Origin of the sequence: Streptomyces sp. G45 (assembly GCF_049542095.1) — a bacterium.
Lineage (GTDB): Bacteria > Actinomycetota > Actinomycetes > Streptomycetales > Streptomycetaceae > Streptomyces.
Genome location: NZ_JBMUZU010000001.1, coordinates 1,787,506 through 1,808,714, shown reverse-complemented (window position 1 = coordinate 1,808,714; position 21,209 = coordinate 1,787,506). Strand labels below are relative to the sequence as shown.

Genomic DNA, 21,209 nt, shown 5'->3' with positions numbered 1-21,209 from the left:
CATGCGCTTCCGCCACCCCGACGGCTCCACCATCCACCTCGCCTACTGCACCAATGTGCACCCCGCCGAGACCCTCGACGGTGTCCTCGCCCAACTGCGTGACCACTGCGAGCCCGTCCGCAAGCGGCTCGGCCGCGACCGCCTCGGCATCGGCCTGTGGCTTGCCAGGGACGCCGCGCACACCCTCGTCACCGATCCCTCCGCGCTGCGGGGTCTGCGCTGCGCACTCGACCAGCGCGGCCTCGAGGTCGTCACCCTCAACGGCTTCCCCTATGACGGCTTCGGCTCCGGAGAGGTCAAGTACCGCGTCTACAAGCCGGACTGGGCCGACTCCGAACGCCTGGAACACACCACCGCGCTGGCCCGGGTCCTCGCCCAGCTGCTGCCCGACGACGTCACCGAAGGCACCATCTCCACCCTGCCCCTCGCCTGGCGGACCGCCTTCGACGCCGATCGCGCCGCCGCGGCCCACGCCGCCCTGACCACCCTCGGCCACCGCCTGGACGCGCTCGCCGAACTGACCGGCGCCTCCCTGCGCGTCGGCCTCGAACCCGAGCCCGGCTGCACCGTGGAAACCACCCGGGACGCCATCGCCCCCCTCACCGCCGTCGGCCACGACCGTATCGGCGTCTGCGTCGACACCTGCCACCTCGCCACCTCCTTCGAAGATCCGCACACCGCGCTGGACGCGCTCGCCACCGCGGGCATTCCCGTCGTCAAGTCCCAACTGTCCGCGGCCCTGCACGCCGAACACCCCCACCTGCCCGAAGTCCGCACGGCACTCGCCGCCTTCGCCGAACCCCGCTTCCTGCACCAGACCCGCGCCCACCCCCATGAACCCGGCGACCCCCCGGCCGGACGGGCCTCCGCCCCGCACACCTCCGCCACCGCTACCCTGCGCGGCACCGACGACCTCACCGAAGCCCTCACCACCGACGCCCTGCCGGACACCACGCCGTGGCGCTCCCACTTCCACGTACCGCTGCACGCCGCACCCGCGCCGCCCCTCACCTCCACCCTTCCGGTCCTCAAAGACACGCTCGCCCACCTCGTCGGCGGACCGCACCCCCGCACCCGTCACCTCGAAGTCGAGACCTACACCTGGCAGGCCCTCCCGCCCGAGCTGCGCCCCCGCGCCCGCCCCCAGCTCGCCGACGGCATCGCCGCCGAACTCTCCCTCGCCCGCGAGCTGCTGACAGACCTCGGCCTGAAGGAACTGCCATGACACCTCCCGCTCCCGTCACCCGTCGGCCGACCCCGCTGCTCGTCCTGGACGTCGTCGGCCTCACCCCCCGCCTCCTGGCCCACATGCCGCGCCTGACCGCCCTCGCCGAGACGGGCTCCCAGGCACCGCTGAGCACGGTGCTGCCTGCGGTGACCTGCGCGGCCCAGTCGACGTTCCTGACCGGCACCCTGCCCGCCGAGCACGGCATCGTGGGCAACGGCTGGTACTTCCGCGAACTCGGCGACGTCCTGCTGTGGCGCCAGCACAACGGCCTGGTCGCGGGCGACAAGCTCTGGGATGCCGCGCGCCGCGCCCACCCCGGCTACACCGTCGCCAACATCTGCTGGTGGTACGCCATGGGCGCCGACACCGACATCACCGTCACGCCCCGCCCGGTGTACTACGCCGACGGCCGCAAGGAGCCCGACTGCTACACCCGGCCGCCCGCCTTGCACGACGAACTCACCGCGAAGTTCGGCACATTCCCCCTGTTCCACTTCTGGGGCCCCGGCGCCGACCTCGTCTCCAGCCGCTGGATCGTCGACGCCACCCGGCACATCATCACCACCCGCGGCCCCGACCTGGCCCTGTGCTACCTCCCTCACCTCGACTACGACCTCCAGCGCTACGGCCCTGACGACCCGCGCGCCCACCGAGCGGCCGCCGACCTGGACGCCGCCCTCGCTCCTCTCCTCACCGACGCCGAGGCCGAAGGCCGCACCGTCGTCGCCCTGTCCGAGTACGGCATCACCCGCGTGAGCCGCCCCGTCGACATCAACCGCGCGCTGCGCCGCGCGGGCCTTCTGGAAGTGCACACCCAGGACGGCATGGAGTACCTCGACCCCATGGCCTCCCGCGCTTTCGCCGTCGCCGACCACCAGATCGCCCACGTCTATGTGCGCAGGTCCGAAGACCTGGAGGCCACCCGCGCCGCCCTGAGCGACCTGCCCGGCCTCGAACAGCTCCTGGACGACGAGGGCAAGAAGGCCCACCACCTGGACCACCCGCGCTCCGGCGAACTGGTCGCCGTCGCCGCACCGGACGCCTGGTTCACGTACTACTACTGGCTCGACGACGCCCGCGCGCCCGACTTCGCGCAGCTCGTCGAGATCCACCGCAAGCCCGGCTATGACCCCGTCGAGCTCTTCATGGACCCCGAAGACCCCTACGTCAAGGTCAAGGCCGCGTCCGCCCTGGCCCGCAAGAAGCTCGGCATGCGCTACCGCATGGCCGTCGTGCCCCTCGACCCGTCACCTATTCGCGGCAGCCATGGCCGCCTCCCGACGAACGAGGACGAAGGTCCGCTCATTCTGTGCTCCACCCCCCGTGCTGTCACCGGCCGCGTCGCGGCCACCGATGTGAAGTCCCTGCTGCTCGGGCTCGCGGGACTGAACTGACGCCCGCGAAGACCCTCGTGGACGCGGCACCGCCCGCGCCCCGCTCGGCGGCGGCGTCGTTCGCGCCGCCTCGTCCGCGTGCCTTCCACTCAACCAAAGCGCGATCGCCCTGCCATCAGGGTTCGCCCCGGACCTCACCCCGATCCGCTTTTCGAACGCATCCCCCACCCCGCCCTGACCTGCTCCACCCTGATTCCACTCCGGGAGGCCCACATGAGCCGCAAGCCCACGCCCCACGACCCCGAACTCGCCCGCAGGCTCAGCAGACGCGGCATGCTCGGCGTGGCCGCGGGCGCCACCGCGGCGGCCCTCGCGGGCACCACCGCCACCGCCAGCCCGGCGGCCGCGCACCCCGCCGCCCGCCCCACGAGCAAGGGCCGCGGCCGTCCCGTCCTGCCGCCCGGCCGCCTCGGTGTCCAGCTGTACAGCCTGCGCGACAAGGTCACGACGCTCGGCTTCGCCACCGTCTTCGCCGAGCTGGAGCGGTACGGTTACGACGAGATCGAGTTCGCCGGATACACCCAGGGCTCCGCGGGGCCCATCACGCTCGCCCAGCTCAAGCGGCTGGCCCGTGACCACGGGCTGCACCCCATCGGCAGCCACGTCGGCTACTACGACGACGGCAACCCGAACGCGTACACGTTCGCGCAGAACCTCACCAAGGTGCTCGACGACGCCGAGGCACTCGGCCTCAAGCACATCGGCACCGCTTCAGGGCCCTTCCGCTACGGCGCCACCGTCGACGCGTGGAAGCGCGCCGCCGAGGACTTCAACACCTACGGAGCGGCGGCCCGTGCCCGGGGCATGCGGTTCTACCAGCACAACCACGCCGAGGAGTTCTCCTTCGCCATCGACAAGCCCAGCACCCGCCTGTACGACGTGCTGCTGGGCGAGACCGACCCCGACCTGGTGTTCCTGGAGATGGACATCTACTGGGCGTACTCGGCGCAGTTCCGCTTCGGCAAGCAGGCGGACGGCACCCCGCGCCCCTTCGACCCGCTCGACTACGTGCTCCGGCGGCCGCACCGCTACCCGCTGTTCCACGTCAAGGACGGCCTGCGCGACGACTCCGCCCGCGACGGCTACCGCATGGTGGACGTCGGCGACGGAGACATCGACTACCGGCGGTTCCTGTCCAAGGTGACCGCCCGCACCCCTGGAGGGCGGCGCTCCCACCACTGGCAGACCGAGCACGACAACCCGACCGAGTCCTTCGCGTTCGCCCGCAAGTCCAGCGCCCATCTGCACGCGCTGCGGGAACGCTGCGGAGAGTGACACAGCGACAGGTATGCCGCCGGGCCGGTCCACGCGTCAGCCCCCCCGGCCGTCACCCCGCGGCACTGGGCCCGGCCACCATTACGGCGACCGGGCCCCGCTCTCCGAAGAGGCCGTTCCTCCCCGGAGAGGCGGCTCAGCTCGCCCCGGGAGGGCTGCTCAGCCCGGCTGTCCCGGTCTGAGCCCGTGCCGTCGGCGCGCCCGGCTGGCGCAGCAGCAGTGACAGCGCAGCCGCGAGGAGCGACACGGCACCGGCCGTCGTGTAGGCGCCGACATAGCCCCAGGAGTGCACGACCATCGCGCCGACACCGCCGCCGAACAGGCCGCTGACGAGCTTGGCGCTGTAGACCATGCCGTAGTTGGACGCGTTGTTGTTCTCTCCGAAGTAGTCGGGCACCAGGGCGGCGAACAGCGGATAGAACGCGCCGCCCGCGAAGCCCGACAGGAACGCGAAGACCAGGAACAGCGGCTGGTTGCGGATCTCGCCCGCCCACAGGACGCCGAACTGCGCCACCGACAGGGCCAGACAGACGTACGTGAGCGTGGGCCGCCGCCCCAGGCGGTCCGAGAGCCAGCCCACCACACCCCGCCCCGTACCGTTGATCACCGACATGACGCCCATGGACGACGCGGCGATCATCGGACCGAAGCCCATCTCCTTGGCGAACGGCACCTGGAAGGAGATGCCGAAGATCGACACCCCGGCGCAGCACAGCATGCACACCCACATCAGCGGCACGACACCGGTGCGCAACGCCTCCCCCGGAGTGAACTGGGCGGTGGCGGGCGGGTTCTTGGCCAGCGCGACGGCCGTGCGTCCGGCTGCCCCGTGCCGCAGCGGATCGACGTGCGCGGGCCACCAGTTCTTCGGCGGGTCCTTGAAGAACAGGCCCGCCACCAGGGTGACGGCGAGGACGTAGAGGCCGACGAGGTCGAGCACCACACGGTAGTTGGAGGTGTCGAACCCGTAGGAGAACAGGAAGATGAACGGCACCGCCCCGTAGGCGAAGCCTCCGTTGACGAAGCCCGTCTTGCCGCCGCGCCGCTCCGGGTACCACTTGCCGACCATGTTCACGCACGTCGAGTAGATCAGTCCGGAGCCGACGCCGCCCAGCAGCCCGAAGCCTGCCATCGCCGCCGCCACGTTGGGCGCGTGGCTGAGGCTCACGAAGCCGAGCAGCGACAGGACGGCCCCCGTGACCATCGCCGCTCTGCTGGTCAGGACGCCCTTCTCCCGGAGCTTCCCGGCGGGGAAGGAGACGCCCGCCTGGAAGAAGATCCAGACGCTGAGCACCCAGAAGGTGTTGGACGACGTCCAGTGGTGCGCCGCGGACAGGGTGTCCTCCGCCGCTCCGTAGGCGTACTCGAAGACACTGATCGCGATCATGGCCACCCAGGGGAGGACGACCATCGTCCAGCGGGGGCGGCCGAGGATCTCCCGGTCGCTCTCGCCGACGCGGTAGACGCGTCCGCGTGCGTCGGTGATCTCCCGGTAGCGGTGCGGCGCGTCCGCGCGGCCGGACGCGCCGCGCTCGGCTAAGGGCTCCGCCGTCATGTCAAGCCATCTCCTCGCCTCAGGGATGCGGGTTCGGGACGATCCGCCGGACGTGGGACCTGCCCGGCGCCTTCAGAAACGGGGCGAGCACAGCCGACGCGAGGCCGATGGACCCGGCCGTCACGAACGCGCCTTCGTAGTCCCACGCGTCCACCACGGCGGCCCCTGGCGGAGCCAGCGAGTCCGGGGATCGGCTTCGAGCGTGCTGCCCATGGAACCCGGCACCAGGACGCCGAACCGCGCCGTGCCGGGCACCCGTCAGACCACGGTCAGCGTGGGGCGCCGTCCGTAGTGGTGCGCGGCGCGGCCGCGTCCACGGAGGCGCCGCCGAGCCTCCGGGCGGCGCGCGCCCACTGGTACTTCGCCGCGAGTACCGCGACCGGCTTCTCCGTGGTGTACGGGTACGCCACGACGCCCCGCTCGTAGAGGTACTGGCAGGCCTCCTCCACTTCGACGTCGCCCGCGAGTGAGGCGACGACCGGCTTGTCGATGCCGCGCTCACGGAACTCCGCGACCACCCGGGCCGTCAGTTCGGCGAAGACCATCGGCGGGGTGACGATGGTGTGCCAGTAGCCGAGGACGAGGGCGTGGACGCGCGGGTCTTCCAGGCCGAGCCGGATCGTCGCCTCGTACGTCGACGGGGGCTCGCCCCCGGTGATGTCCACGGGGTTGCCCGCGGCGCCGAACGGCGGGATGAACCTCCGGAAGGCGGCGTTCAGGTCATCCGGGATGTCCATCAGGCGCAGGCCGTGATCGGTGACCGCGTCGGACAGCAGCACGCCGGAGCCGCCCGCACCGGTGATGATGACGACGTTGTCCCCCTGAGGCGTCGGCAGCACCGGCAGCGCACGGGCGTACTCCAGCATCTCGTTGAGCCCGGGTGCACGGATCACGCCCGCCTGGCGCAGGACGTCGTCGTACACGGCGTCGTTGCCCGCGAGAGCCCCCGTGTGCGAGCCCGCCGCCCTGGCACCGGCGGCCGTGCGTCCCGCCTTCAGGACCACCACCGGCTTCTTCGGGACCGTGGCGCGCGCCGCCTCTACGAAGGCGCGGCCGTCCTTGAGGTCCTCCAGGTGCATGGCGACGCACTGGGTGCGGGGGTCCTCACCGAACCAGGTCAGCAGGTCGTCCTCGTCCAGGTCCGCCTTGTTGCCGAGCCCCACGATGGCGGAGACGCCCGTCTTCGTGGAGCGGGCGAAGCCGAGGACGGCCATGCCGATGCCGCCGGACTGCGAGGTGAGCGCCACCCCGCCCTTGACGTCGTAGGGCGTGCAGAACGTGGCGCACAGGTCCTGCCAGGTCGAGTAGTAGCCGTAGATGTTGGGCCCGAGCAGCCGCACTCCGTAGCGTCGGCCGACGGCGACGATCTCGTCCTGGAGGGCGTGCTCCCCGGTCTCGGCGAACCCCGACGGAATGAGCACCGCGTTCGGGATGCCCTTGCGCCCGACGTCTTCCAGGGCGCGCGCGACGAAGGCGGCGGGGATCGCGAACACGGCCACGTCCACCTCACCGGGGATGTCCGTGACGCTCCGGTGGGCCTTGCGGCCGAGGATGTCGTCGGCCTTGGGGTTCACGGGGTGGATCTCGCCTGGGAAGCCCCCGTCGACGAGGTTGCGCATCACCGAGTTGCCGATCTTCCCCGGCTCGTTGGAGGCGCCGATGACGGCGATGGAACGGGGCTGCATCAGGCGCCGCATCGACGCGAGCATCTGCGCGCGCGTGTAGGTGGGACGCTCCCTGGGCGTCTCCTCGGAGAGGATGACGCGGACGTCCGCCGCGAGCGCCCCCTCCGGGGTGGCGATCACCGGGTTGAGGTCGACCTCCGCGATCTGAGGGAAGTCCGTGACGAGCCGGGAGACCCGGCGTATCTGCTCGGCGAGCGCCCACCGGTCCACCGCGGGGGCGCCGCGCACCCCGCGCAGCACCTCGGCCGCGCCGATGGAGTCGAGCATCGAGACGGCCTCGTCGGCGTCGACGGGCGCGAGACGGAACGTCACGTCCTTGAGGACCTCCACCAGGACGCCTCCGAGCCCGAACGCGACGACCTTCCCGAACGTCGGGTCGGTGACCGCCCCGACGATCACCTCCCGAGCCCCGGGGCCCGACGGCAGCAGCTCCTGCACCTGCACGCCGTCGAGGCGCGCGCCGGGCGCGTACGCCCGCGCGTTGTCGACGAGCCGGTGGAACGCCGCGCGCACCTCGTCTGCGCCGTCCACGCCGACGAGCACGCCGCCCGCGTCGGTCTTGTGCGGTATGTCCGGAGAAACGATCTTCATGACGACGGGGCCGCCGAAGCGGGCCGCGCACGCCACGGCCTCGTCGACGTCCCGGGCCAGCTCCTCGCCGGGCACGGCGATGCCGTACTCGTCCGCGAGGACCTTGGCCTCGGGTGCCGTCAGCGCCGTACGCCCGTCGGCGCGCACGGAGTCGAGCAGCGCCCGCACCCGCTCGGCACGGTCCCCGTCGCGATCCTCGGCTCGGCGGTCGGAGCGGCCCGCAGCGCGGACTTCGGCGTGGCGGCCCGAGGAGCCCGCGGCAACCTCGGCGTCGCCGCCGGAAGGGCCCTCAACGCGTACCCAGGCGTGGCGGTCGGCGGTCATTCAGATCACCCCGTCCGACTTGAGCAGGCTCAGTTCCCCGGCTGTCAGACCGAGTTCACCGATGTACACGTCCTCGTTGTGCTCGCCGAGCAGCGGCGAGGCGACGACGTCCACGGGCGAGTCGGAGAGCTTCAGCGGCGATCCGACGGTCTTGAACGAACCGCGTTCGGGGTGGGGGACGTCGACGACCATCTCGTTGGCGGCCAGCGAGGCGTCCTCGATGATCTCCTTGGTCGACAGGATCGGCCCGCAGGGGACGTTGTGCGCGTTGAGCCGCTCCAGGACCTCCCACTTGGGCAGCGTCGACGTCCACTCCTCGATGAGCTGGAACATCTTGGTGAGCCGCGGCAGTCGCGCCTCGGGCGTCGCCCAGTCGGGGTCGTCGGCGAGTTCGGGGCGGCCGATCAGCTCGGTCAGGGGCCGCCAGCCGACGGGCTGCACGATGACGTACACATAGTCGTTGGGGCCGCCGGGGGCGCACCTGACGGCCCAGCCGGGCTGGCCGCCGCCGGACGCGTTTCCCGACCGGGGAACTTCGTCGCCGAAGTCGTCGTTGGGATATTCAGCGAGCGGGCCGTGAGCCAGGCGCTGCTGATCGCGCAGCTTCACCCGACAGAGGTTGAGCACGGCGTGCTGCATGGCCACGTTGACCCGCTGCCCACGCCCGGTGTTCTCCCGCTGGAACAGCGCCGCGAGAATCCCCGCCACGGCGTGTATGCCCGTGCCCGAGTCACCGATCTGCGCGCCGGTGGCCAGCGGCGGGCCGTCCTCGAAGCCGGTCGTGGCCATCGCGCCGCCCATGGCCTGCGCCACGACCTCGTACGCCTTGAAACTGGTGTACGGGCCCTCACCGAACCCCTTGATGGAGGCATAGACGATACGCGGATTGATCTCCTGGACGCGTTCCCAGGTGAAGCCCATGCGGTCCACCGCGCCCGGGCCGAAGTTCTCGACCAGCACGTCCGAGCGGCGGATCAACTCGGTGAGCAGCTCCTTGCCGCGCTCGGTCTTGGTGTTGAGGGTGATGCTGCGCTTGTTGCAGTTGAGCATCGTGAAGTACAGCGAGTCCACGTCCGGCAGGTCGCGCAGCTGGGAGCGGGTGATGTCGCCGGTCGGGGCCTCCAGCTTCACCACGTCGGCGCCGAGCCAGGCGAGGAGTTGGGTGGCGGAGGGGCCGGACTGGACGTGCGTCATGTCGAGGACGCGGATTCCTTCGAGGGCCTTGCTCGCGCGGTGACGGGTCACGGCGTGCTCACCTCACTTGTACATGGTCTGGTTCATGGTTCCGGGGGCGTACGCGTCCGGGTCGACCCAGACGTTGATGAGGGACGGCTTGCCGGACTCCCGTGCGCGGCGCAGGGCCGGGCCGATGTCGGCGGGGTCGCGGACCTCCTCGCCGTGACCGCCGAGCATGCGGGCGAACTGGTCGTAGGGGACGTCGCCGAGGGTGTTGCCGACGCGTTCGCGGTCCGCGCCGTACTTGGCGCGCTGGCCGTAGCGGATCTGGTTCATGGAGGAGTTGTTGCCGACGATGCCGACGAAGGGGAGGTGGTAGCGCACCAGGGTCTCGAAGTCCCAGCCGGTGAGGCTGAAGGCGCCGTCGCCGAAGAGGGCCACCACTTCCTTGTCGGGGCGCGCCTGCTTGGCGGCGAGCACGAAGGGGATGCCGACGCCGAGCGTGCCGAGCGGGCCCGGGTCCATCCAGTGCCCGGGGGCCTTGGGCTGGACGACCTGACCGGAGAACGTGACGATGTCACCGCCGTCGCCTATGTAGATCGAGTCCTCGGTGAGGAAGTCGTTGATCTCGCTGACCAGGCGGTAGGGGTGAATGGGGGAGGTGTCGGACCTGAGGTGGGGCAGGCGCTTGTCGACGGCGGCCTGCTCGGCGGTGCGCAATTCCTCCAGCCACTCCTTGCGCCGGGACGCGCCGCCGTTGAGCCGCCCGGAGGCCGCCGCCGTGACGGACTCCAGGATCAGCCCGGCGTCGCCGACGATGCCGAGGTCGATGTCGCGGTTCTTGCCGACGGTGCGGTAGTCGAGGTCGATCTGGACGACCGTCGCCTGTGTGGAGAGCCGCTTGCCGTAGCCCATGCGGAAGTCGAAGGGGGTGCCGACGACGACGATGAGATCGGCGTTGGCGAAGGCGTAGCGCCGGGAGAGCTGGAAGTGGTGCGGGTCGCCCGGCGGGAGTGTGCCGCGTCCGGCGCCGTTCATGTACGCGGGCACGTTGAGCGTCCGCACCAGCTCGACGGCGGCCGTGGTGCCGCGCGTCGTCCACACCTGGCTGCCCAGCAGGATCGCGGGCTTCTCGGCGTGCACCAGCAGGTCGGCCAGCCTCTCCACGGCTTCGGGGTCGCCGGGTGAGCGGGTCGAGGCGCGGTAGTGCCCCGGGCGCGGGACCCGGGCCTGCTCCACGGGCACCTTCGCGTCGAGGACGTCGCGCGGTATCTCCAGGAAGGAGGGTCCCGGTGCGCCGTGGTAGCACTCGCGGAAGGCCATGGACACCATGTCGGCGGCGCGCGCCGTGTCCGGGACGGTCGCGGCGAACTTGGTGATCGGCGTCATCATGTCGACGTGCGGCAGGTCCTGGAGGGAGCCCATCTTGTGCTGGGTGCGGGCGCCTTGGCCGCCGATCAGGAGCATGGGGGACTCGGCGCGGAAGGCGTTGGCCACGCCCGTGACGGCGTCGGTGGTGCCGGGGCCCGCCGTCACCACCGCGCAGCCCGGCTTGCCGGTGACGCGGGCGTAGCCGTCGGCGGCGTGGGCGGCGACCTGTTCGTGGCGTACGTCGACGACGTCGATGCCCTCGTCGACGCAGCCGTCGTAGATGTCGATGATGTGGCCGCCACAGAGGGTGTAGATGACCTCCACACCCTCCGCCTTCAGTGCCTTGGCGACCAGGTGTCCACCGGAGATGTGGGGGTGGCTGGTGGTGTCGCTGCCGTCGTCGGCCATGGCGGAACCCTGTCCCTTCGTAGGGGAGTGGGAGTGCGCCCGTGCCTGCTCGGGACGCCCTCGCAGTACATTGCATACAGTCGACGAATACTGTATGAAGCCCGTTATCCCGCATCCCAAGAGCGGTGTCCAGGGGGCGTAGGGTGCCTTTCGGACAGGTGTGGGCCGGGGAGCGCACAGGGGATGGGCGGGAGACGCCGACGAGCGTGACCCGGAGGAACCCGCGGCGGAGCAGGGCGGGTTGAGGGCCGAGGCCCCCGAAAGCGGGCGCCGCGGAGACGCCTTCGTACTCGACGTGAAAGCGACCCTCGGCGGCAGCACCCGGCGGCAGCACCCGGCGGCAGCACCCGGCGGCAGCACCCGGCGGCAGCTCCCGGCGGCAACGTCCGGTGGCCGCGCCCGCTCCCGGCAGGCGTGGTGGGACACCCCCCAGGGGGCGAGGTCCGGTTCCTGGCCGCTAGCCGATGCCCTGCCGGTCCGGCAGCAGGGCGAAGGCGCGGTCCGCCGCCTCCGGCACCTGGCGCTCCACCGCCTGCTCCAGGAGCGCGCGGTGCCGGACCAGCGGCGCCTTGCGGTCCTCGGGCACGAGCAGCAGCAGATCGTCGATCCCGGCCAGCATGCGCCGCGTGACCTGCGGGTTGCCGGGTGCCAGGGCGCGGATCTCGGCGAGCCCGAGGTCGACCAGGTCCGGCCAGCCCGGCACCGGCTGCACCAGGCGCACCGCGCCCCGCCGGTCCCGGTGGCGCAGGGTCCCCAGCGGATGGCGGGCGACCGACGCCAGGAACTGCACGATGCGGTCCAGGGCCTGCACGGCCGTCGTCGGATCGTTCACGGCCGGGGACAGTGCCCGCAGCGCGATGTCGGAGAGCTGCCGCAGCCCGAACCCGAGATCCTGGTGGAAGGTCCGCTCCACCCCCACGGAGACGGTGTACCGCAGCGCGCGGCGGCCCGGCGGCGGCCCGCCGTGCACCGTGAACAGCGGGGTCCCCGGCACGACGAAGTCCCCCGTCCGCGGCAGCAGCCGCAGCACGACCCCCTGGCGCCGGGCGACCCGCACGGCCCGCGCGATGTTCACGTCCCGCAGCACCCCGGCCCGCCCCTGGTAGGCGATACGCCCCGTCTCGGGTCCCAGGGCCTCCCCGGCGGCCTCCTCCTCCGTCGGCTGCTTCACGGCGACGCGGAACGCCTCCCGGGCGATGCGGTCGATCACGAAGCCGACCCGCATCATCCGCAGCGTGCCGTTCACATAGGCGACGAAGAGGAACAGGCTCAGCAGCACCATCAGGACCGCGAGCACGCTCTCGACCAGCGGCACGTTCGACACGAGCCGCGGATCCTCCTCGCTGTCGAACGACGTCAGCGTCATCAGGGAGAACAGGAACGTCGCCAGGAACCCCGCGAGGGTCACCTTTGTGATGCGGGACCGTACGTACAGCCGCACCACCCGGGGGCTGAACTGGCCGCTGGCCATCTGCACGGCCACCAGCGAGATGCTGAAGACCACACCGATGAACGTCATCATCGCCGAGCCGATGGTGCTGATCACCGCCTTGGCGTCCTCGGAGACCCGCATGAGGTCCTGGAGGGTGTCGTAGTCCCCGTCGTCCCGCAGGACCGACACCAGCGTCGCGTCGGCCTCCACCGCGACCCACCACAGCAGCAGCGCGCCCACCAGCCCCGCCGTCGGCGCGAACCACATCGTGTCCCGCAGATGCTCCCGCAGCGGCGACAGCATCCGGGGCGGCCGTACCCGCACGTCACCCAGTGCATCCGTAACCGAACCGTCACTCATGGTGAGACTGTAGGTGCGGCGGAACCCGATCCGCCGGATCGCGCGGCCACCCGGCGGACGGTACGGATACGCAGGTGAAAGGCACTCCGAAACCTTGGTATTGTTGTTCTCGTCGCCGCGGGGAACACCCCGGAGCGACACTCACCTAGTCCGGGTGGCGGAATGGCAGACGCGCTAGCTTGAGGTGCTAGTGCCCTTTATTGGGCGTGGGGGTTCAAGTCCCCCCTCGGACACCAGTAGAACCAGAAGAACCCCAGTTGACCTGGGGTTCTTCTGGTTTTCCGGCTGTGGCGTGACCCGCCACGTGACTCATGATCGAGTGAACTTCCAAGTCGGCTCAAGGGGTAACGTCCATACGGCTGGCACGGGGAGGCGTGTCGGTACGCAGTCCGGTCCGTAGCCCTGTGCGGGAAGATCCAGTCGACGCTGAGCCCAGCTCCTTGCGTGCTGGCCCGCCTTGAGTCAGGCGCTGCGAACATCGATTGTCAGTCCTGGCGCCTACTGTGCGCTCATGAACGATAACCAGCAGAAGTCTACTCCCGGTCAGCGCCCAGCTCGGTCCGAGAGCACGCGAGGGGCAGCCCCAGTCGAAGGGTCGGAAGGCGAGGGGGCAACGAAAGGTATTGCTCTATATCATGATATGCGGGTCGAAGAGGACTTCACCAAATGCGCCACCCGCCTCTTCTCGGTCCTCAAGCAGGCCGCCGCGACCAGCCCTGGCGCGCGGCGATACCTCTTCCTCGACATTCAAGGGCACCGCAACGCCGCCGGTGGCTTCGACGCCGATGCCCTTGAGATCATCCAGGAGTTCCTACTGGGGTTCCTCGGCCCCTACCTCACGGAGATCAGCACACCGCTCTACCACGTGAGAAATCCACGGCCGCAGCGTGAGGACGTACCCGACGTCCTGAACATACGAGACCCGGATCGTGAACACGCCTACGACCATCACGAGCTGCGCGTGCGCAATCGGGAAAGCCACCCCGACCAACGCCGCTCCAGACCCCCGGTCCGGGCCATCGCCGACTATCTCGGTCTTGCTGAGCCGATCTGTCTCATCTGCTGGCAGGCGCCGGTGGAAAGAGCCCATGTGGTCCCAGAGTCGCTCGGTGGCTCCAACGATGTGCGCAACTTCGCCCTCCTCTGCCCGGCGCACCACCGTGAGGCCCCAGACGTCGCGGACGCTGAGGCGTTCTGGTCTTGGGTCGATTACGCCTGTGAACGCGACGGCCACATGAAGTGGCAAGGTGTGGATGCCGAGATGCTGGCCACAGCGGAGCGTATCGGTCTCCGCATCGACCCGTCCGGACCGGTGCGAAAGAGCCTTCACCATTTCGGTCGCGTCCGTGACGAACTCGTGCGTCACTACGGCTGGCGCCCTGAGGACTTCGCCGGTGGCGACCACTGGGGTGCGCTGATGGAGGAGTTCCACACGGTGATGGACGCCGCGACCAGTACTCACTTCAATGTGGCCAAGAAGGCATCCACCGAGGCGTGGGCCTTCGAAGTAGCTCGCAGACGCCTGCGGGACGGGGTGACGGATCCGGGGCGGGCCAGGACCTGCGGTCGGTGTCGAACCATCCCTCGGTTGAGCTGGCCGAGCGGACGGTGCGCAAATCACCCGAGAGCGGTTCTGCGTGGAGCCTTGTCGATGCCGCGCGCAGAGCCGACTTCGCCACCGAGGCGGCGAAACTCGTGCACGACATCATCGTCTCCGCGGGGGCGACCAGCGCTGAAGAGGTGTTGCGGGGCGTCAAGGAAGAGCTCGCGGACCGTACCGCGCAGTTCGAGCGACTGGCTGCCGAGCTGATGGGACAAGCAGTCTGCCGACACTGCGGCCATGCAATAGCCCGCATCGGGGACGCTCCCTGGCGCCATAGTGCCGCGGCGCCGATGTCCCGTGGCTGTCGGGCCGCCAGTTTCGATCGAGACGGCACTTGGGACAATTCCCTCGACCGAGCTTGGAAGGCGAGCCCACCGAAGACGTATCACTGAGATGGCTGCGGGTGCTGGTAGAGCTATGACGGCATGTTGCCTCGGACACGAGCAGAGACTAGTTGACCTGGTGTTCTTTGCATTCTGCTGAGGGCAGGGGTGACGGGGGCGGGCTCCCGTTTCCGGAGCCACATCCGATGCCGTTCCCGGGGGCCGGGACCGGTCCCGGGCCCCGTGGTGGACAGTGGCCCGGTCGTTGCCCCCGTGGCCTCGCAGCGCGAGGTGGGTCAGGGAGTCGCCGGATGCGCACGGTCGCTCGGATGCCGCTCGTCGTCGCGTTCGCGGTGGCCGGGGTCTTCCTCCAGGCCGTGGTGCACGCCTGGTCGGCGGTGGGGGTGCTGCGTTTCGTGGACGACCGGCTCGCGCACGGCCAGGACGTGCCCGACGCCGCGACGGTGCGGGCGGTGATGTACGCCTGGATCGCGCTCGCGGGCGGGATGGCCCTCGTCGGCCTGGGGGCGCTGCTGCGGTACCGGTGGACGCGGATCGCGGTCATCGCCGTCGAGTGCGTGCTCGCGCTGCTGTTCCTGCTGCCCCTGGGGTATCTGGCGCTGCTCGCGCCGCTCGTCGGCACGGACCTGCTCGAGGACGCCTTCGGGCTCACCCCGCGGAGCGTGATCCTGCTCGTCTGCGGGCTTCTCGCCGCCGTAGCGATCGGGCGGGCGATGTTCTGCGCCGCCGCGGTGTCCTGGTTCACCCGGTGAGCCGGGACAGGGGAGGGCTCGGGTGCGGGCCCTCCCCTGGTGCGGAGGGGTCAGAAGCGCACCGGCAGGGCGGTGAGGTGCGTGCCCTCGCCCGGCACCGGAGCGTACTGGAGGGCGTCGCGCGCCACCGCGAGCCGCAGCCCGTCGTGCTTGACCAGCAGCTGGTGGAGGACGACCTCCGTCTCCAGCTTCGCCAGGGACGCGCCGATGCAGTAGTGCGGCCCGTGGCCGAGGGCGACGTGGCCCACGCCCGCGCCGAGCTTGCGGGAGATGTTGAGCCGCGTCGGGTCCTCGAACTCGGCCGGGTCGTGGTTCGCGCCCTTCAGGGACGCGTTGACGACCTCGCCCGCCTTGATCGGGCAGCCCTTGAACTCCAGGTCCTCCGTCGCGTACAGCGGCGATCCCATGGGCACGGCGCTGACGAAGCGCAGCAGCTCGGGAACGGCCGTGGTGCTCAGCAGCTCCGGCTCGGCCCGCAGCTTCGCCAGCTCCTCCGGGTGGTCGAGGAGGGCGAGGACGGCCTCGCTGAGGAAGTGCGCGGGCGGCGCGATGCCCGTGTTGATGAGCAACAGGAAGACCGCGATGATCTCCGTGTCGGTGAGCTTGCCCTCGCCCGTGTCCTGGAGCAGGGCGGAGACCAGGTCGTCGCTGGGCTCGGCGCGGCGCTTCTCGATCAGGGCCTTGCCGTACTCGACGATCCCCTGGATCGCTGGAATGAAGTGCTCCGGATCGCCGGAGGCGTAGCCCTGGATGAAGCCCTGGACGGTCGGCTGGTCCTCCGCGGCCACGCCCATCAGCTCGCAGATGGCGGTGGCGGCGACGATGTAGCCCAGCTCGCCGACGAGGTCGGCCTCGCCCTTGGCCTTCAGCGCGGTGAACAGCTCCTCGGTGACCTGTTCCAGCTTCGGGCGCAGCGCGTTGACCCGGCGGGCCGTGAAGGAACGGATGACGAGGTTGCGCAGACGGGTGTGCTCCTCGCCGTCGGAGAGCACCATGATGCCCAGGTACTGGGCGTACTCCGCGGGCAGGCCGTAGGCCGCGATCATCTGGTCCGCGATGCTCGGGCCCTCCTGGCCCGGCAGCTTGGTGGCGTCACGGACGAAGCGCGGGTCCATCAGGGCGTCCTTGGCGTCTTCGTAGCCCATGGCGAGCCAGACCGGGGTCTCCAGGCCGGGGAGCGACGCGTGGACGAGCGGGCCCTGCTCCCGCAGAGCCGGGTATTTTGACGGGTCGCTAATGCTTTCGGGCGTCAGGGTGACGAGGTGCTCCGACTGTTCCGACACGATGAATCCTTCTCCTTTAAGGTATGCGGAAATCCCCGCGCCAGCCCCGGTCTCCCTGCGCGTGCAACGAGTTCGTCGGGGTGGTGGTGACCCGCCCCGGCCTGAACCGGGGTTTTGCTACGGGGTACGGGCGATGCCGCGGCTGATTCCCACCGCGTCCCCACGCGGCGGATTTCAGGCTTTCCGCTCGCGGCGGGAGAGTATCGACGCACGGTTCTGTCCCGCCGTCAACACCCTCGGCGGCCGTCGGCATCGGGGCAGAACATATCAGCGGGTAGATCTTTTTCCAGGGCGAGTTCCGGGCGTGGCCGGACGGGCCCGGGGGGTGGCGCGGCTCGCGGCGGGGGGCTCGGCGGCCCGTAACTACGGCCGATGCGCGGCCTGTTGGCAAGAGGGCCGAAGTGAGGACGCGTGGGGCGGCGGTGAAGTTGCCTGTCGGCTCAGAGAAATCTTCGGGGCGCGCCCCGGAGCCGTCTGTTTCCCCTGGAATGCCGTGCGGGGCGGGTGAGTAAAGGGGCGCGGGCGATAAGAAGACGTCAAAGTTCCGGGAATTGGGGGAGTGGCACCCGGATCGCGGCCCTCCGGGGCGGCCTGAATGGCGCGCGATTTCGATCAGGGGGTACGGCGACGGGGAGTGCGGCGACGCAGGGTGCGGGGTGTCTCAATGCGGCCTCTGGGGTGTGCTCCGGCCTTTAAGGAAGCGGGGTGTCAAGGTTTCGTATAAAGCTGGTGTGAGACGTCCGGTCGGCGGGACAGGCCAAGTCTGGCGGGGCTTTGGGCGCGCCGTACTGTGGTGCTCTTTCGGTGAGTTGGGGCGCTCTTTCGGTGTTCTCGGTGTTCTGCCGGAATTCGCAGGGCGGGGCCGGGATTCACACGAGGGAACCGGGAGGCGGGGTACGGGGGCGGGGCGCATCCGGGGGAGGAGAGGGGAGGGAGGCGGGCCGGGCGGCCGGGCGGTGCGTCAGGGGAGCGAGTGCCGTCTCTTGGGTCCTGCCGTCCGGGGGGCCGGACGGTCCAAGGGTGCCTGGAGCGCGTCAGGGGCCCAGAAGGCGTACCAAGGGATCGTCAAGCGCGCGCTGATGGAGCCGAGTGCGCGTCAAGGGAGCCGGGCGCGCGTCAGCGGACCCGGAGCAGGCGCTGGCGGACCCGGGCATGCCTCAGCGGCCCCGAAGCAGGCGATGGCCGACCCGGGCACCCCCAGCGGCAGCGGAGGAGAAAGCGCACGCCAAGGCGCCGGGCGCCCCCAGCCGCCCCCTCCAACCCCAGCCCCAGGCCTCAGTTCCTAGCCCCCGGGCCCACCCCTCAGCCCCTCCCGCCCCCGCCAGCCAAAAGCTCCGCCACCGCGATGCCCGACACCCGCGTCGCCCCGTGCGTGACCATGTGCACGGCGCCCAGCGCACCCCCCGCGGGCACCCCCATCTCCACCACCAGGGCGTCCGGGCGGGAGCGCAGCAGGCGGGTCAGGGCCTCGGTCATCCAGCGGTGCCGGGCGGCGTCGCGCACGACCACCACCAAGGCGCGGCCCGTGGCCGGGGCGAGCGCCGCGCGGGCCAGGACGTCGCCGGTGCCGTCGAGTTCGGGCTCCGTGAGGCGCACGGACGTGGTGTCGGGGCGCAGGGCGCGCAGCGGGGCGGCCACGCCCCAGGGGGTGCCGCCGTCCACGGCCGGGTTCATGACGGGGGACAGCTCCACGACGTGCGGTGACCCAGCGACTGGAATAAGGCATTCCGAATCTGGCGCCCCGGGCCGCCGGTGGACGCGCACCGCGCGCCGGGCCGCCACGAGCCCGATGTCGCTCGGCGCCCCGGCGCGGTCCACGGCACGGGCCCGCGCCCCCGACCACGCCGCGAACTCCTGGACGCGCGCGGCGGCCTCGGCGAGCCGCTCCTCCGGCAGCGCCCCGTCGAGCACCGCCTTGACGAGGGCGCCCGCGAGCAGCTCCACGGTGGACTGCTCGGCGCTGTCGCCGCCCACGCAGACAGCGTCCACGCCGCCCGCGACCGCGCGCACCGTGGCGCCGTCGATGCCGTACCGGTCGGTGACCGCGCCCATCTCGATGCCGTCCGTGACGACCATCCCGGTGAAGCCGAGGTCGCGGCGGAGCAGGTCGTTCAGGACGCGCGGGCTGAGGGTCGCGGGCAGCGTCGCGTCGTACGCGGGGACGAGCAGATGGGCCGTCATGACGGCCCGGACGCCCGACTCCATCGCGGCGATGAACGGCGGCAGGGCCGTCCGCGCGATCTCCGCGGCGCCGCCCGAGACCTTCGGCAGGCCGAAGTGCGGGTCGACGGAGGTGTCGCCGTGGCCGGGGAAGTGCTTGGCGCACGCGGCGACCCCGGCCTCCTGGAGGCCGCGGATCCAGGCGGCGGTGTGCCGCGCGACGACGTCGGTGCGGGCACCGAAGGAGCGCACGCCGATGACCGGGTTCAGCGGGTTGGAGTTGACGTCGGCGCTCGGCGCGTAGTTCAGCGTGACGCCCGCGGCGTGGAGTTCGCGCCCGATGTCGTGGGCGACGCGCTCGGTGAGGTCGATGTCGTCGACGGCGCCGAGGGCGAGGTTGCCGGGGCGTGACGCGCCCGTCCACGCCTCCATGCGCGTGACGTCGCCCGCCTCCTCGTCGATGGCGACGATCAGGTCCGGGTTCTCGGCGCGCAGCGACGCGGTGAGCGCGGCGACCTGCTCCGGGCCGACGATGTTCCGGCTGAACAGGACGACGGCGCCGAGCCCGTCGGCGATCCGGCGGCGGAGCCAGTCAGGGGCCGCGGTGGTGCCCTCGAAGCCCGGCTGGAGGACGGAGTTGGCGAGCCGCTCCAGCTTCGGGTGACTGCTCGGGACCATGCCTGGACCTCCGGGGAAAGGGTGGGTCGGCGACGCGCTGGGCTGGCCGGATGCGGCTTGGTACAGGCCAATCGGATGTTGGCTCAGACCAATAGCACTGTCAAGGCATGCGAACCCGCTGGAAACAGAGGGTGAACCGGCAGAAGGGGCGCCCCGGCCGTGCCGTGCGGGGCGCCTCGCCCCTGCCGTGCGGGGCGCCCCGGCCGCGCCGTCCCGCACGGCGCGGGGCGGCGGCGCCCACGCCGCAGCCTCCTCCCGCCCCGGCCACCGCGTGGTGAGGCCACCTTGATGGCCGCCGCCGCACGCGATGGAATGCGGAGATCGCCGCGCTAGAACGCGGAGACCACCGCGAGATCGCCGCGACGGAATGCGGAGACCACCGCGAGATCCCTGCGATGGAACACGGAGACCCCGCGAGATCCCCGCGACGGAACGCGGAGATCAGCGCCCGAGCAGAGGAGGCCCACGTGCGTCGGTACGAACTCGTCGGCAGGCGGGACATCAGGCTGGTCAGCGACGCCCCGGTGCCGGAGCCGGGGCCGGGGCAGGTCCTGGTGCGCGTGCGCGCGTGCAGCGTCTGCAACCGCAGCGACCTCGCGTACTACCACTACTACGGCCTCAGGGAGCACTGCGCGACGGGCTGTTACGGCCATGAGATAGCCGGTCTTGTCGAGGCGGTCGGCCCCGGCGTCACCCGGGTCGGGCCCGGGCAGCGCGTCTTCGTCCGTACGCCGCTCACGTCCGGGTACGCCGAATTCGCCCTGGCCCGAGAGGTCGCCGTCGGCGCGCTGCCCGACGCCGTGCCCTTCGAGCAGGGGTCGATGCTCCAGCTCCTGCCGCTCGCGGTGCACGCCACGCGCGGCGTCGGGCTCGGCGACCGCGTCGTGATCGTCGGGCAGGGGCCCGTCGGCCAGATGGCGCTGCGGATGGCGCGCCAGCGCGGCGCCGCCCACGTCACGGCGGTCGACCTGGACGCGTGGCGCCTGGAGCGCTCCCGCGCCGCGGGCGCCGACGCGGTGCGGCGCGTGGACGGGAGCGCCGGTCAACTGGCCGCGCTCAAGGGCGACTTCGCCGCCGAGGGCGAGGAGTACGACGTCGCGATCGACGCCGTCGGTACGCCCACCACCCTCAACGCCTGCGTCGGCCTCGTACGCCAGAACGGCCTCGTCGTCATGCTGGGCACCCACCACGTGGACACGCACGTCACCGTCGACCTCGTCGCCTGGGAGCGCAAGGGGCTGCGGGTGCACAGCTCCGCCGAGCCGGTGGACACCGCCCGCGCCGAGGCCCTCGCCGTCGCCGAACGCGTCGCCCACCGCCGCACCGCGAGCCTGCGCCTGCCCGAGCTGCACACCCATACGTACGGGCTCGACGAACTCCCCAAGGCGATGGAGCAGTTGTCCGCCAGCAGGTCCCTCTACCCGGACGCCGAACGCGCGCCCTTCGACGGGCCGCCCGCCGAGACCCTGAAGGTCGTCATCGTCCCGTGACCAGGCCCGTGACCAGGCCCGTGACCAGGCCCATGACCAGGCCCGTGACCAGACCCGTGACCAGGCCCGGACGCCCTGTACGGCACTCCGCCGACCTTCC

General features: G+C 71.2%; 14 protein-coding genes, 1 tRNA gene and 1 pseudogene. 7 read left to right on the top strand and 9 right to left on the bottom strand.

All coding sequences use genetic code 11. The annotated features are described in order from the left end of the window. Window position 1: 1 nt before the first annotated feature. The 3 genes from eboE (at window position 2) to ACOBQU_RS07155 (ending at window position 3,897) form a co-directional block, all read left to right on the top strand. Window positions 2-1,225 (top strand): metabolite traffic protein EboE, encoded by a 1,224-nt coding sequence (eboE, locus tag ACOBQU_RS07165; protein ID WP_423625051.1) that lies wholly within the window; start codon window positions 2-4, stop codon window positions 1,223-1,225. Further along, complete coding sequence (locus ACOBQU_RS07160; protein ID WP_423625050.1) at window positions 1,222-2,622, top strand: nucleotide pyrophosphatase/phosphodiesterase family protein; 1,401 nt, start codon at window positions 1,222-1,224, stop codon at window positions 2,620-2,622. Before eboE ends, ACOBQU_RS07160 begins: the two co-directional genes overlap by 4 nt. 213 nt (window positions 2,623-2,835) lie before the next feature. Continuing rightward, on the top strand, window positions 2,836-3,897 hold the full coding sequence (locus tag ACOBQU_RS07155) for a sugar phosphate isomerase/epimerase family protein (RefSeq protein WP_423625049.1): 1,062 nt from the start codon (window positions 2,836-2,838) through the stop codon (window positions 3,895-3,897). Window positions 3,898-4,033: 136 nt separating this feature from the next. Here ACOBQU_RS07155 and ACOBQU_RS07150 read toward each other — a convergent pair whose 3' ends face one another. The 6 genes and pseudogenes from ACOBQU_RS07150 to ACOBQU_RS07125 all read right to left on the bottom strand — a co-directional run bounded on the left by ACOBQU_RS07150 (window position 4,034) and on the right by ACOBQU_RS07125 (window position 12,772). Further along, a complete protein-coding gene (locus ACOBQU_RS07150) occupies window positions 4,034-5,452 on the bottom strand; it encodes an OFA family MFS transporter (RefSeq protein WP_423625048.1) in 1,419 nt (472 codons plus the stop codon). Between the two features lie 19 nt (window positions 5,453-5,471). Continuing rightward, window positions 5,472-5,652, bottom strand: a pseudogene (locus ACOBQU_RS07145) (MFS transporter); the annotation flags it as partial. 69 nt (window positions 5,653-5,721) lie between these two features. Next, window positions 5,722-8,052: an acetate--CoA ligase family protein gene (locus ACOBQU_RS07140; protein WP_423625047.1), complete on the bottom strand. Its 2,331-nt coding sequence runs from the start codon at window positions 8,050-8,052 to the stop codon at window positions 5,722-5,724. After that, a complete protein-coding gene (gene frc, locus ACOBQU_RS07135) occupies window positions 8,053-9,297 on the bottom strand; it encodes a formyl-CoA transferase (protein WP_423625046.1) in 1,245 nt (414 codons plus the stop codon). A gap of 12 nt (window positions 9,298-9,309) precedes the next feature. Continuing rightward, window positions 9,310-11,007, bottom strand: a complete 1,698-nt coding sequence (locus ACOBQU_RS07130; RefSeq protein ID WP_423625045.1) for a thiamine pyrophosphate-binding protein — start codon at window positions 11,005-11,007, stop codon at window positions 9,310-9,312. A gap of 457 nt (window positions 11,008-11,464) precedes the next feature. Beyond that, window positions 11,465-12,772, bottom strand: a complete 1,308-nt coding sequence (locus ACOBQU_RS07125) for a DUF2254 domain-containing protein (RefSeq protein ID WP_423634308.1) — start codon at window positions 12,770-12,772, stop codon at window positions 11,465-11,467. 175 nt (window positions 12,773-12,947) lie between these two features. On the opposite strand from ACOBQU_RS07125, the gene ACOBQU_RS07120 reads away from it, so the two are divergent. Continuing rightward, window positions 12,948-13,035 (top strand) — tRNA-Leu (locus ACOBQU_RS07120). A 575-nt stretch (window positions 13,036-13,610) separates the two neighbouring features. Here ACOBQU_RS07120 and ACOBQU_RS07115 read toward each other — a convergent pair. Next, window positions 13,611-14,231: a hypothetical protein gene (locus tag ACOBQU_RS07115; RefSeq protein ID WP_423625044.1), complete on the bottom strand. Its 621-nt coding sequence runs from the start codon at window positions 14,229-14,231 to the stop codon at window positions 13,611-13,613. A gap of 137 nt (window positions 14,232-14,368) precedes the next feature. Between ACOBQU_RS07115 and ACOBQU_RS07110 the strand changes: the two genes are divergently transcribed. After that, window positions 14,369-14,794 (top strand): hypothetical protein, encoded by a 426-nt coding sequence (locus ACOBQU_RS07110; protein WP_423625043.1) that lies wholly within the window; start codon window positions 14,369-14,371, stop codon window positions 14,792-14,794. A gap of 242 nt (window positions 14,795-15,036) precedes the next feature. Further along, window positions 15,037-15,498, top strand: a complete 462-nt coding sequence (locus ACOBQU_RS07105; protein WP_423625042.1) for a hypothetical protein — start codon at window positions 15,037-15,039, stop codon at window positions 15,496-15,498. Between the two features lie 50 nt (window positions 15,499-15,548). On the opposite strand, the gene ACOBQU_RS07100 is transcribed toward ACOBQU_RS07105, so the two are convergent. Beyond that, window positions 15,549-16,781, bottom strand: a complete 1,233-nt coding sequence (locus tag ACOBQU_RS07100) for a cytochrome P450 (protein ID WP_423625041.1) — start codon at window positions 16,779-16,781, stop codon at window positions 15,549-15,551. A gap of 1,302 nt (window positions 16,782-18,083) precedes the next feature. Next, window positions 18,084-19,619 carry a glycoside hydrolase family 3 protein gene (locus ACOBQU_RS07095; protein ID WP_423625040.1) on the bottom strand — a complete coding sequence of 512 codons (1,536 nt, stop codon included), beginning with the start codon at window positions 19,617-19,619 and terminating at the stop codon, window positions 18,084-18,086. 467 nt (window positions 19,620-20,086) lie between these two features. Between ACOBQU_RS07095 and ACOBQU_RS07090 the strand changes: the two genes are divergently transcribed. After that, a complete protein-coding gene (locus ACOBQU_RS07090; RefSeq protein ID WP_423625039.1) occupies window positions 20,087-21,109 on the top strand; it encodes a zinc-dependent alcohol dehydrogenase in 1,023 nt (340 codons plus the stop codon). Window positions 21,110-21,209: the final 100 nt, after the last annotated feature.

Excerpts from the sequence above, each read along its gene's own strand:
- eboE (WP_423625051.1), top strand. The coding sequence starts at position 2 with ATGCGCTTCCGCCACCCCGACGGCTCCACCATCCACCTCGCCTACTGC.
- ACOBQU_RS07095 (WP_423625040.1), bottom strand. The coding sequence starts at position 19,619 with ATGGTCCCGAGCAGTCACCCGAAGCTGGAGCGGCTCGCCAACTCCGTC.
- ACOBQU_RS07160 (WP_423625050.1), top strand. The coding sequence starts at position 1,222 with ATGACACCTCCCGCTCCCGTCACCCGTCGGCCGACCCCGCTGCTCGTC.
- ACOBQU_RS07155 (WP_423625049.1), top strand. The coding sequence starts at position 2,836 with ATGAGCCGCAAGCCCACGCCCCACGACCCCGAACTCGCCCGCAGGCTC.
- ACOBQU_RS07130 (WP_423625045.1), bottom strand. The coding sequence starts at position 11,007 with ATGGCCGACGACGGCAGCGACACCACCAGCCACCCCCACATCTCCGGT.
- ACOBQU_RS07105 (WP_423625042.1), top strand. The coding sequence starts at position 15,037 with ATGCGCACGGTCGCTCGGATGCCGCTCGTCGTCGCGTTCGCGGTGGCC.
- ACOBQU_RS07150 (WP_423625048.1), bottom strand. The coding sequence starts at position 5,452 with ATGACGGCGGAGCCCTTAGCCGAGCGCGGCGCGTCCGGCCGCGCGGAC.
- ACOBQU_RS07140 (WP_423625047.1), bottom strand. The coding sequence starts at position 8,052 with ATGACCGCCGACCGCCACGCCTGGGTACGCGTTGAGGGCCCTTCCGGC.